The organism is Ornithinibacillus liuyingii, assembly GCF_055550225.1.
The window spans coordinates 305,272-316,573 of the sequence record NZ_JBPWOS010000004.1; the positions used below are offsets into that span (position 1 = coordinate 305,272).

At 36.7% G+C, this 11,302-nt stretch carries 14 protein-coding genes and 1 rRNA gene; 9 read left to right on the forward strand and 6 right to left on the reverse strand.

All coding sequences use genetic code 11. From position 1 onward, the window contains the following. Positions 1-60: 60 nt before the first annotated feature. Both ACSKT4_RS07620 and yidC read left to right on the forward strand, forming a co-directional pair. On the forward strand, positions 61-441 hold the full coding sequence (locus tag ACSKT4_RS07620; RefSeq protein ID WP_186868844.1) for a hypothetical protein: 381 nt from the start codon (positions 61-63) through the stop codon (positions 439-441). Further along, on the forward strand, positions 375-1,169 hold the full coding sequence (gene yidC / locus ACSKT4_RS07625; protein WP_186868843.1) for a membrane protein insertase YidC: 795 nt from the start codon (positions 375-377) through the stop codon (positions 1,167-1,169). Before ACSKT4_RS07620 ends, yidC begins: the two co-directional genes overlap by 67 nt. Positions 1,170-1,248: 79 nt before the next feature. On the opposite strand, the gene ACSKT4_RS07630 is transcribed toward yidC, so the two are convergent. From ACSKT4_RS07630 to ACSKT4_RS07640, 3 genes are all read right to left on the reverse strand, one after another. Then, on the reverse strand, positions 1,249-1,563 hold the full coding sequence (locus tag ACSKT4_RS07630) for a hypothetical protein (protein WP_186868842.1): 315 nt from the start codon (positions 1,561-1,563) through the stop codon (positions 1,249-1,251). 19 nt (positions 1,564-1,582) lie between these two features. Continuing rightward, positions 1,583-1,966, reverse strand: a complete 384-nt coding sequence (locus ACSKT4_RS07635; RefSeq protein WP_186868841.1) for a hypothetical protein — start codon at positions 1,964-1,966, stop codon at positions 1,583-1,585. An 87-nt stretch (positions 1,967-2,053) separates the two neighbouring features. After that, the gene (locus ACSKT4_RS07640) at positions 2,054-3,352 is read right to left on the reverse strand and encodes a glutamate-1-semialdehyde 2,1-aminomutase (RefSeq protein WP_186868840.1); all 1,299 of its coding nucleotides are present in this window, start codon (positions 3,350-3,352) and stop codon (positions 2,054-2,056) included. A gap of 141 nt (positions 3,353-3,493) precedes the next feature. Here ACSKT4_RS07640 and ACSKT4_RS07645 point away from each other — a divergent pair, with 141 nt between their 5' ends. The 6 genes from ACSKT4_RS07645 to perR all read left to right on the forward strand — a co-directional run bounded on the left by ACSKT4_RS07645 (position 3,494) and on the right by perR (position 7,712). Next, the gene (locus ACSKT4_RS07645; RefSeq protein WP_186868839.1) at positions 3,494-3,931 is read left to right on the forward strand and encodes a potassium channel family protein; all 438 of its coding nucleotides are present in this window, start codon (positions 3,494-3,496) and stop codon (positions 3,929-3,931) included. A gap of 58 nt (positions 3,932-3,989) precedes the next feature. After that, on the forward strand, positions 3,990-4,460 hold the full coding sequence (bcp, locus tag ACSKT4_RS07650) for a thioredoxin-dependent thiol peroxidase (protein WP_186868838.1): 471 nt from the start codon (positions 3,990-3,992) through the stop codon (positions 4,458-4,460). Between the two features lie 199 nt (positions 4,461-4,659). Beyond that, positions 4,660-5,322: a sugar transferase gene (locus ACSKT4_RS07655; protein WP_186868837.1), complete on the forward strand. Its 663-nt coding sequence runs from the start codon at positions 4,660-4,662 to the stop codon at positions 5,320-5,322. A gap of 178 nt (positions 5,323-5,500) precedes the next feature. Next, positions 5,501-6,451, forward strand: a complete 951-nt coding sequence (locus ACSKT4_RS07660; protein ID WP_186868836.1) for a D-2-hydroxyacid dehydrogenase — start codon at positions 5,501-5,503, stop codon at positions 6,449-6,451. Between the two features lies 1 nt (position 6,452). Further along, entirely contained in the window at positions 6,453-7,010 is a 558-nt protein-coding gene (locus ACSKT4_RS07665) for a cob(I)yrinic acid a,c-diamide adenosyltransferase (RefSeq protein ID WP_186868835.1), read from the forward strand. A gap of 258 nt (positions 7,011-7,268) precedes the next feature. Further along, positions 7,269-7,712: a peroxide-responsive transcriptional repressor PerR gene (gene perR, locus ACSKT4_RS07670; protein WP_186868834.1), complete on the forward strand. Its 444-nt coding sequence runs from the start codon at positions 7,269-7,271 to the stop codon at positions 7,710-7,712. A gap of 43 nt (positions 7,713-7,755) precedes the next feature. Here the strand turns inward: perR and pabB are convergent, their stop codons facing one another. The 3 genes from pabB to ACSKT4_RS07685 all read right to left on the reverse strand — a co-directional run bounded on the left by pabB (position 7,756) and on the right by ACSKT4_RS07685 (position 10,634). Further along, positions 7,756-9,480 (reverse strand): aminodeoxychorismate synthase component I, encoded by a 1,725-nt coding sequence (gene pabB, locus ACSKT4_RS07675; RefSeq protein WP_465823128.1) that lies wholly within the window; start codon positions 9,478-9,480, stop codon positions 7,756-7,758. Next, positions 9,473-10,057, reverse strand: coding sequence for an anthranilate synthase component II (locus tag ACSKT4_RS07680; RefSeq protein ID WP_186868832.1), 585 nt, complete (start codon positions 10,055-10,057; stop codon positions 9,473-9,475). Before ACSKT4_RS07680 ends, pabB begins: the two co-directional genes overlap by 8 nt. Positions 10,058-10,247: 190 nt before the next feature. Then, positions 10,248-10,634: a YgzB family protein gene (locus tag ACSKT4_RS07685; RefSeq protein ID WP_186868831.1), complete on the reverse strand. Its 387-nt coding sequence runs from the start codon at positions 10,632-10,634 to the stop codon at positions 10,248-10,250. 571 nt (positions 10,635-11,205) lie between these two features. Between ACSKT4_RS07685 and ACSKT4_RS07690 the strand changes: the two genes are divergently transcribed. Beyond that, a 16S ribosomal RNA gene (locus ACSKT4_RS07690) occupies positions 11,206-11,302 on the forward strand; the annotation flags it as partial.

An 11,302-nucleotide genomic window follows, 5' to 3' on the forward strand; every position in this document is an offset into this window, starting at 1 on the left:
GAAACTTTTTAAGCGTATCATACGTATGAAATAGAAGTATGGTGAAGGGGGTGAATACAGATGGTACTAGATTTTCTATTTGAATTCTTTGGTGATTTTTCACCATTTTATCTATATGTAAGTGTATTACTTTCCGCTATATATGTTATTCGTTGGTTCCCTGAATTTGAATTCTTTTTCAATAAGCAGGTGGATATAAGAGACCACTACCGATTATATGGTAATTTTGAGCCTGTACTTCATCAAGTGAATGAAATTGTAGAGAGGCGTAATTGGTTAGCGATTATTACGAAACGAATCGAAGTACCAGATGATGATGAAGAAGGAGCTCTTTCCTCTTTTTATAAATTTGTTAAAAAACGAGGAGGAGCTCAATGGAAAAACAATCTGTATTCACTAACTTTAAGAAAATCAGCCTTTTCGGAGGCATTTTACTCATAATATTTCTAGCTGGATGTTCTGGGAATAGTTCATCCGAGTCAACAGGATGGTTTAATCACTTTTTTGTAGACAGCTTTTCTACTTTAATTAAATCTATTGCAGTATTCTTTCATGATAATTACGGTCTTTCTATTATTATCATCACCGTATTAATTCGAATAGTCATTATGCCATTTATGATTAAACAAACAAAGAATAGTATGCAAATGCAAGATAAAATGAAAATTCTCAAGCCTGAGATGGAAGAGATTCAGGCTAAATATAAAGATAAAAAAGACCCTGAATCACAAAGAAAGCTTCAACTAGAAATGATGCAGCTCTATCAAAAGTATAATTTCAATCCACTTGCGTCTTTTAGTGGTTGCTTACCGATGCTTATTCAGCTTCCATTTCTAATTGGATTCTACTATGCTATTCGCCAAACACCAGAAATAGCAACTCATTCATTCCTATGGTTTAACTTAGGAGAAACGGATTTCATCATGGTTGCCATCGCTGTATTGGTTTACTTCATTCAGTATAAGGTGTCACAAATTGGACTTGATCCAAAGATGAAAAAGCAGATGGCATTAATCGGATTGATATCACCAATTATGATTGGAATTATTTCGCTAAATACGCTAGCTGCTTTACCATTGTATTGGACAGTTGGAGGAGCCATCGTGATTATACAGACCTTAATTTCGAAACGAATATATTTAGCTCATAAGCGACAACAGGAAGAATAATGAAAAGCCACCAATAAATCACGGATGATGTTATTGGTGGCTTTGTTTTTAACGTAAAATGTGTAAGAGCACTATAATGTTACTCGTTGGCTTCAATATAAAATCCATCTTTAAAAGTAGTTAAGGCAACTGTATGACCATCTTTTTCGTAAATTCTCATAGCCCCCATTTGATCCACTTGCTTCCAGCCAAACAGTTTTACATGTTCTACATAAAGTGTATTTATTCCGATGAAATTGAAAGAAATTTCATGGTCACTGTACTTCTTATCAACCTGTGCAATTATTGGAACTGGAAAATGGTGTACAGTTGAATGCTTCAAACTTCCAAAAACGAGCACGAAAAAAAATAGGAGAATAATTCCGCCTTTTATTAACTGCCTTCTTGATTTCATTTTGTTTCCTCCGCATGTATTAATCAATGATCTTTGTTTTACGAGATATCACTAAGCTAAATAAAAAGCTAAGATGGAAATAAATAAAGGCAGGAACGATTCCTATTAGTACAGTTGGTAAAATGGTACTGCTTGAGATGCTACCTTGACTAAAAGAGAAGATAAACATGGTAACGATACCGCCTAATGTATAAACAATAATCGATAGAAAATATTCTTGTAGTAAGCTACTTATCTTTAATTTCTCAAGTAGGTATACATCGACAATGTAGGAGCATATGCCTCCAGCTATTAGAAAGATCGGAAGGGAGATAAGAAAAGCAATGAAGAAGTAGTCAAAGAAAAGTAATCCAATAATTAATGCACTGAATACTGTTGCTAAAGATTTCTGAAGGAAATACATTGAAAGCACCCCACTCTTTTAGAAAATTATACCATATTGGAATATGAAAAAACACTTGTGATAAATTTATCACAAGTGTTTTTGGGATTAGTTAGAAGCCATTTCTTTAAAGGCATTCCCCACTGCTTCAATTGTTTGATCGATATCAGCTTCTGTATGCTCTGTTGTAATAAACCAAGCTTCATATTTCGATGGAGCAAGGTTGATTCCTTGGTTCAGCATTAGTTTAAAGAACGTAGCGAATTGTTCGCCATCACTCGCTTCTGCGCCCTCATAATCAGTTATTGTATCCGTACTTCCAAAGTACACAGTTAAAGCACCACGTAGCCTATTAATGGAAAGTGTCATTCCAAATTGTTGTGCTTTTTCTAGTATCCCTTTTTCTAGGCGGGCACCAAGCATGTCCAATCTTTCATAAACACCATCTTGTTTTAAAACTTCTAAACAAGCAATTCCTGCTGACATGGAAGCTGGGTTTCCTGCCATTGTACCAGCTTGATAGGCAGGCCCCAGTGGTGCAACTTGTTCCATAATATCCTTACGACCACCATAGGCTCCAATTGGTAGTCCGCCACCGATAATTTTACCCATTGCTGTCATATCTGGTTCAATACCATAGACCTGTTGTGCACTTCCATAGGTAAAGCGAAAAGCAGTGATTACTTCATCATAAATGACAAGTGCTCCAGCCTCGTGGGTTAGCTCATTTACTGCTTGTAAGAACCCTTCTTTCGGCTCAACGATACCGAAGTTCCCTACAATTGGTTCCACTAGAACACAAGCCAGCTGATCGCCCCATTTATCCAACGCATCCTTATAAGCATCAATATCATTAAACGGAACTGTTATCACATCTTGTGCAACCGATACAGGAATACCAGCAGAGTCTGGTGTGCCTAAGGTTGATGGGCCTGAACCAGCTTGTACAAGTACAGCATCAAAGTGGCCATGATAGCTCCCTGCAAATTTAATCACTTTCGTACGACCAGTGTATGCTCTAGCTACCCGAATAGTTGTCATGACAGCCTCTGTACCAGAATTAGTGAAGCGAACCTTTTCCAATGATGGAATGGCTTCTTTTAACATTTTGGCAAACTGATTTTCTAATGGAGTAGGTGTGCCGTATAGTACCCCATTTTCCGCTGCCTTTTTAATAGCTTCTGTAATATGTGGATGTGCATGACCAGTAATAATCGGGCCATAAGCTGCTAAATAGTCAATATACTTATTGCCATCAACGTCCCAGAAATATGCTCCCTTAGCACGTTCCATATAGACAGGCGATCCACCTCCAACCGCTTTATAAGCTCGAGATGGTGAATTTACTCCACCAACAATATGTTGTTGCGCTTCTTCATGAAGTGCTTCAGATTTAGTAAAGTTCATCATTTTCCTCCTATGTAAAAAGCATGCTAGCTTTATTTCACGTTACTTATTGTATCGCATTCAACTTGAAAATAAAATGACAAGCCCTCGGAACTACTAGCATATTATGTAGTAATGCTTATAAAAGAAGAGGGAGATTGTATGAGTATACTACCATGGTTATTGGTAATCGTTGTAAGCTTCATTATTGCTAAAAGTATCTATGGATTTGTTATAGGAGAAAAGGAAATCATGGGATTCCGAATAAAGGAGCGGAGCTTTTCCATTGAAATGTTCACTTCTTTAGTGATTACCTATACGATTGTCATAATTGGATTTGGTTTAATTTATTTTATCCTTTCCTTTGAAGGGATTTACTTGGTTGAAGGTGGGGAATTAAGGAAGGTCAGTCCAATTGGATCTTTGATACATTCGATGTATTTTAGTGGTGTTACGATGTTGACGATTGGTTATGGTGATATTACCCCGATTGGTATTGGAAGATTACTTGCGTTAATTGAAGCATTAATTGGCTATATTTTACCGACAGCATTTGTAATTCATTTTGTCAATTCTAATCAGGAGCGGGCAAGAGAATAGCATTCCACTTATCGTAATGTTATAGTGAAGGTGAATTAAAGTTTTGGAGGTTTTATAAATGACGTTAGAAATAGGAAAACCTGCCCCTTCCTTTGCCCTTCCTAACCAAGAAGGAGAAGAAGTTCGTTTAGAGGATTTAAAAGGAAAGCATGTTGTGTTATATTTTTATCCGAAGGACATGACACCAGGATGTACAACAGAGGCTTGTGATTTTCGTGATAATCATGAAAGCTTTAAAGAGCTTGATGCTGTAATCGTGGGTGTTAGTCCAGATCCAGTTGCAAGTCATCAAAAATTTAAAACAAAGCACGAACTACCATTTTTACTTTTAGCTGATGAGGATCATAAGGTAGCAGAAGCATATGATGTATGGAAGCTCAAAAAGAACTTTGGTAGAGAGTATTATGGTGTAGAGCGCTCCACTTTCATTCTTGATAAAGAAGGTAAACTTCAGAAAGAGTATCGTAAAGTGAAAGTGGATGGTCATGTGGAAGATGCACTGAACTTTATTCGTGATAATTTAGTATAATCGTATAAGGGGACACATATTTTAGTAGAATCTAAGTATGTGTCCCCTTTGTGTATCATCATTTTCAGGTGATTTATCGTTACCAAAATTTGAAGACTGATTATATTACTTTTCTATTACATAGTTATATAAGCCTAACGCTTTGAATACGTATTTAGTAATAGGATTTGTACAATGTAAAGAAAGGTATGATCAGAAGATGCTAGAGTCTGCCAAAACGAAAACAAATTATTTCATCCATATCAATCTTTATTTCTTTCTTAAAAGACTATCAGATATGATCGTGTGTACCATTCTATTTCTCTTTTTTTTACCTCTATTCTTATACATTTGTATACGAATAGCGAAAAAAGAAGGGAAGCCTATTTTCAATCGAGAAGTACGAGTAGGGAAAAATAATCGGACGTTTGTCATGTGGTCCTTCCGTACGATGACAAACGGATCCAAGGTCATTCGCCAGCTTCCGCCATATCCATTTCCAAGCTCCTGGGATAACGGCGTACCGAATTACTTTAAGATAATCCGGGATAAACATGTTACGTACACGAGTACAGGACTGTGGTTAAGTAAGTATCATTTAGATAAATTACCGCAATTGATTAATGTAATTCGAGGGGATATGAGTCTAGTAGGACCAAGCCCAGAGCGACCAGAAATAGTTGATTATTACAACCGCCAGCAGATGAAGCGTCTTAAAGTTCGACCTGGATTGACCGGCTATGCTCAAATAAAAGGAGCTACCAATGAAAAGCACGGTTTGAAAATAAGATATGATCTATACTATACGCAGAACTGCTCCTTTAAGCTAGATGCCATGATTTTCTTTCAATCTATCAAACGTTTGTTTAAAAAGAAAGACTAATATTGCGTAGCCAGTATCTCATAGTTGGGATCTGGCTTTTTTTGACAGATAGGAACGTATCAAATCAAAGCGTCTAGCTCCGAGCGCACGAAGCTTTTCTGATTTAAGTTGTTCAATCTTTCTAATGTGTTTATTATGGAGATAGGGATTAATAGTTATTATAAAGGGGGAATTTAGCTTGGTTATTCTTTTCTCAACAAGTATTTCAGAAAAACATCAGCACACATTGGTAGAGAGCTATCCGAACGTGGAGTTTATTTTTACAACAGGTATGGAAGAAGCGGAGCAACATTTAGAGAAGGCTTCTGTACTAGTAACATATGGTGATGATGTAGATGAGTCGAAACTAGAAAGGGCTGCACAACTAAAGTGGATCATGGTGCTTTCAGCTGGTGTAGAGCAATTACCTTTTCAGCAAATAGAAGATAGGGGAATTCTGATTACAAACGCTCGCGGTATTCATAAAACTCAGATGGCCGAATATAGTCTTTCTATGATGCTACAAGTGTATAGACAAGAAAAAACGCTAATGGAAAATGAAAAAAATCATAAATGGGATAAATCAGTACGCATGAAGGAAATAACAGGGCAAACACTTCTCGTCTTAGGCACGGGAGCAATTGGACAGGAAGTAGCAAGACTTGCAAAAGCCTTCCAGATGACGACAATTGGTGTTTCTCGTAGTGGAAGACTAGTAGAGCATTTTGATCAAGTATATACAATCAAAGCGATTAAAGAGGTACTACCAAGCGCAGATTTCATTGTCTCAGTCTTACCAAGTACTGCAGAAACAAGATACCTATTAACAGAAGAGCATTTTATTCTGATGAAACATGATGCTGTTTTTATTAATATAGGTAGAGGTGACCTTGTTAGAACGGAAACCTTGTTACAAGCTGTTAAAGAGCAGCAAATTGCCCATGCGGTATTAGATGTTTTTGAGCAGGAACCTCTTCCAGAAGATAGTCCGTTATGGGCAGAACCAAATATTACGGTAACACCACATATCTCTGGACAGTCACCAAACTATATGGTTCGAGCATTAGCGATATTCCAGGAAAACCTAGATAAACTACTGAACGGTGAAAGTGACTACGTTAATAAAGTTGATCCATCTAGGGGGTATTAAAATGCGAATTTATACAAGATCAGGTGATAAGGGCTTAACTTCATTAGTATATGGAAAAAGAGTGCCAAAGAATGATCTTCGGGTAGAAGCATACGGAACTTGTGATGAAGCCAATTCCATGATTGGTCTTGCATCCAGTCTACTAGAAGGAGAGAGCTGGGAAGGGAGGGCTAGTTTTCTAGAGCAAATGCACCGGGTTCAAACGATTCTTTTCCATGTTGGTGCAGAATTAGCAACACCACCGGATAAGGAAGTAGCATGGAAGCTTAAGAAAGAGCATATTGAAGAGCTAGAAAAGCAAATTGACGAGTGGGATCAGCATTTAGATGCCTTAAAGCAATTTATTCTACCGTCAGGCCACCGTGCATCAAGTGCACTCCATGTGGCAAGAACTGTAACACGTCGAGCCGAGAGACTAGCAGTTGGTCTGGTAGACGAATTAGCTAATCCTTTAGTTGTATCCTATTTAAATCGATTATCTGATTATTTATTTGTCGCAGCTAGATATGTGAATAAAGAATTAGGTGGGGAAGAGTTACCGCTGAATACGGAAGTGTAATTTATTGCTACTAAATTATATTGGCACATTATATTCCAGAGCGAGTAAGAAGCACTAACAACATCTTAGATTTTTATATTATCTAATTCATTGTCTATGCATTTCTGTTTGAGACACGGGCAACTAAGTTATAATATTTATCCATTACAATATACTAATATTGACAAGACTGAATGGATAGGCGTACACTAATTATAAATATTATAATATAATAATTGTATCAGACTTAGAAATTCTCACGAAAGCGAGGTGCATGACGTGTCAGAAAATAGACTTCAAAAAGCAATTGTTGCATTGAAAGAGTCAGGGGTACGTATTACACCACAACGTCATGCGGTGCTTGATTATCTAATGAACTCAGTTATTCACCCAACAGCCGATGATATATATAAAGCACTAGAAGGAAAATTCCCTAATATGAGTGTAGCAACAGTATATAACAATTTACGTGTACTACGTGAAAACGGATTGGTTCGTGAACTAACATACGGCGATTCCTCGAGTAGGTTCGAAATTAATTTAACCGATCATTACCATATTATTTGTGAGTCATGTGGAAAAATCGTCGACTTTCATTATCCATCATTAGATGAAGTAGAATCCTTAGCAGCAAAAGTGACCGGATTTGAAGTTAGTCATCACCGAATGGAAGTATATGGAACTTGTGAAGAGTGTAAACAGCAAAAAGGACATAAACATTAATGTAATGAATAGCCCTGCTCCAATGATGGTAGCAGGGTTATTTTTATGCTAAATGGACTAATACCCATTGCCTTACACTATTGATAAACCAAATCTTACTACAATTAGAAAGTTCCTCTATGCGAATAACTCGTTCTGAGATTGTTCCTTCATTCAGTAGTTTTTCTCGATAAGTTCCAGCTAATAGACCAGACTGTACAGGTGGTGTGTATAGCTTTCCTGCAAGTTCGACGACGACATTACCACGGGTGAATTCTGTTATCTCATGATGTTCATTCCATAATAAAACATCAAACACATCATCTACCTCACCCAGAAGTTTTTCGTAAACGATACGATTGGTTGTTTTATGATAAAGAAAAATATCATCCTGGAATGCCGCATGTTTCGCTAATGAAACAGGTTTCCCGTCGTTAACAACAGCCTCTTCCTTAGTGACATCTACGGCTAACTCTCCGTTTGGATAAAGTAAAACTCGTACCCTAAAGTTCCCATCTGGATGTCTATTGGCAATGTCATGGAGCATTTCCATTAGCTGCTCCTGGTTGAATTGAAATTTAAAATAGGAAGCGGAGCGCTGAAGCCTTCGTAAATGATTATCCAAAACAAGATAATCCCCATCGAATAAACCAATCGTTTCTATGAGCTGGAAATCGTTATTTGCATTAGACAGTACCTTTGCTTTAGTTAATACTTCATTATACTCTTCATCTTCCTTAGAGTCCCAAGTAATTCCGCCACCAACACCATATGTAGCCTGGCCATTATCGTCAATGACTACGGTTCGGATTGGGACATTGAAAATTGCTTCTTGTTCCGGAGTTATAAATCCAATTGCTCCACAGTAAACCTCGCGCGGAGTAGTTTCTTGATCATGAATAATATTCATCGTACTGATCTTAGGTGCACCCGTAATCGAACCACATGGAAATAATGCGTTGAATATATCTACAATCCCTATCTCATTATCAATTTCCCCTGTTACAGTAGAAGTCATTTGAAATACGGTCGGATATTTCTCGATAGTAAATAGTTCCGGTACCTTTACTGAGCCAGGCTTTGCTAATTTACCTAAGTCATTTCGTAGTAGATCAACAATCATAACATTCTCAGTCCGATTCTTCTCTGACTGAGAAAGCCATTTGGCATTTTCTTGGTCTTCTATTATAGTGTTCCCTCTACCAATCGTTCCTTTCATTGGCTTCGTTGTAATTTTTCCCTCTTTAAGATGGAAAAACAACTCCGGGGAAGCGGATAATACACTAAAACCCTCTATATCTAAATATGCGCTATAATTGGCGGATTGTGAACTAGCCAGTTGTTGGTAATAAGCAAAGGGATCCCCATGAAAATCGGCATCCATACGGATCGTGTAATTAACTTGATAGGTTTCTCCGTACTCAATATGTGTTTTGATTTGGTTGATAGAACGGTTGTATTCCTCCGTAGAAGTATTGGGCTTCCAATCTGTAGTATAGAAGGATCCAATTGATTTGTTAGCTATGTTACTAGTACCTTCATATATTCCAAACCATAAGAGTGGCATACGATTTGTATCAAATACTTTCATGGATTGTTCAAAGGCTGGTGCTGCCTCGTAGGATACATAGCCAGCAGCATAATAGCCATTATGAATAGCATCTTGAATCTTCGCTAAACTAGGAACAACTTGATCAATCTCATCAGTCGTTATAATCTCAACAGGGTTTTCAAAAGTAGTAGAAGTTCCATTAAAATCAAAATGAAGGAAGGGTTTATGTTTATTCATTCATTACGCTCCTCTTAGAACTGAAAAAATTATCTAATAATGCTAGGCCACTTTCGGAAAGAATAGATTCTGGATGACCTTGAATCCCTTCTATCGGATATTGTTTATGTCTTAACGCGGCAATATCACCAGCTTCCGTATAGGCACTTATTTCTAGGCATTGTGGAAAGCTGTTTTTATCTACTATAAGAGAATGATATCTTGTAATTTGTACAGGGTTTGCTAAATCTTTAAAAATTCCTTTTCCATCATGCTTAATAGAAGATATCTTACCATGTGTAGGCTCGCTCGCCTTAATTACATTCCCTCCAAATGCTTCTGCTATAATCTGATGACCTAAGCAAACACCGAGAATTGGATAGTCTTGATACAGCTCCTTGACAATATCTAAACATATCCCAGCATTACTGGGATTGCCAGGACCAGGTGAAAGTAATATATGAGATGGTTGAAGAGTCTGGATAATGTCTAATGTTATTTCATCATTTCGAACAACAATAGTCTCTTGATTTAGCTGGTCTATATATTGAACTAAATTAAATGTAAAAGAATCATAATTATCTATTATAAGTACCAATGAAATTCCTCATTTCTAAAAAACATCGCTTTTCTTTTTGTGATTATATGTAGGAATGTGAATTACATATTGATTATTTCTATATAACTCAGGCTACTTGTAAAGTTGCATAAGTATTTTAGGTGCGGAGGGGAAAAGATGTATTACTTTGCTCATTCCTAAAAAAATAACATCTACCGATAGGCAGATGCTATTTGGTGTTATTATTTTTCTTCTGTTCTCTTTGGTATTTTCGGGAATTGTATTTTTCATCAAATTCCTTACCTTCGAGATCTTTATCTAATGTTAGCGGTTGTTTGCAATGCATACATGCATCAACACGTCCTAGCATTTTGGTAGGCTTCTCACAGCTTGGACATATAATTGGAACTGCTTTTGTTGAGAGCATCCCTATCCAGAAGTATACTACTGTACTCAATACAATGGAGATGACGCCTATAAGAAAGAATATAGCCATTAACCAATCAATCTTCTTTACTAACAAACCTATGTACATAAAGCCAATTCCCGCAAATATAAGTATTAGGGCAAAGGAACGGATTTTATTGATTTTACTCGAATAAACTAGTTGAGCCATACAAATGTGTCCTCCTTATTATATATGTGTAGTATAGCATTTTTTTATAAACAATAGAATTGTTTTCCTTTAATATGGACATAGTATATGAAAGGTTCATTGCACACGATAGCCTAGATATGAATAGAATACATTAGTAATGGTTGATATTAAACGACATTAAATAAAAGTTGAAAAATAGTGTTGACTTAGGTTGATATACATGGTAAAGTTATATCCGTTGCTCAAATGACATGAATCATTTAGCGACAGATGACTGAAAACAAATTAAAAAAAGTGTTTGACATTATAAATGCAAACATGATATATTATTAAAGTCGCTGATTTGAAAAGCGAGTCAAGAAAGCGAAAAACTTCTTGGAAAAAGTTGTTGACATAATGCTGTCAACGTGATAATATATAAAAGCTGTTGTTAAAACGGCGATAAAGATTTGCTCCTTGAAAACTGAACAAAACAACCAGTATGTCAAGAAGAAACATTCCCTGTTTTTTCTATTAAAGAATTACAGAAGCTAGCAGCTTCTTTGCTAAGAATTACCTATGATTGATTGGTGTCAATCATAGACAAACTTTTTTGGAGAGTTTGATCTTGGCTCAGGACGAACGCTGGCGGCGTGCCTAATACATGCAAGTCGAGCGAGTGAAATTAATTGATCCCTTCGGGGTGA

Bases quoted from the DNA above. Each gene is read 5' to 3' on its own strand.
- ACSKT4_RS07620 (WP_186868844.1), top strand. From the start codon at position 61: ATGGTACTAGATTTTCTATTTGAATTCTTTGGTGATTTTTCACCATTT.
- yidC (WP_186868843.1), top strand. From the start codon at position 375: ATGGAAAAACAATCTGTATTCACTAACTTTAAGAAAATCAGCCTTTTC.
- ACSKT4_RS07630 (WP_186868842.1), bottom strand. From the start codon at position 1,563: ATGAAATCAAGAAGGCAGTTAATAAAAGGCGGAATTATTCTCCTATTT.
- ACSKT4_RS07635 (WP_186868841.1), bottom strand. From the start codon at position 1,966: ATGTATTTCCTTCAGAAATCTTTAGCAACAGTATTCAGTGCATTAATT.
- ACSKT4_RS07640 (WP_186868840.1), bottom strand. From the start codon at position 3,352: ATGAACTTTACTAAATCTGAAGCACTTCATGAAGAAGCGCAACAACAT.
- ACSKT4_RS07645 (WP_186868839.1), top strand. From the start codon at position 3,494: ATGAGTATACTACCATGGTTATTGGTAATCGTTGTAAGCTTCATTATT.
- bcp (WP_186868838.1), top strand. From the start codon at position 3,990: ATGACGTTAGAAATAGGAAAACCTGCCCCTTCCTTTGCCCTTCCTAAC.
- ACSKT4_RS07655 (WP_186868837.1), top strand. From the start codon at position 4,660: ATGCTAGAGTCTGCCAAAACGAAAACAAATTATTTCATCCATATCAAT.
- ACSKT4_RS07665 (WP_186868835.1), top strand. From the start codon at position 6,453: ATGCGAATTTATACAAGATCAGGTGATAAGGGCTTAACTTCATTAGTA.
- pabB (WP_465823128.1), bottom strand. From the start codon at position 9,480: ATGAATAAACATAAACCCTTCCTTCATTTTGATTTTAATGGAACTTCT.
- ACSKT4_RS07685 (WP_186868831.1), bottom strand. From the start codon at position 10,634: ATGGCTCAACTAGTTTATTCGAGTAAAATCAATAAAATCCGTTCCTTT.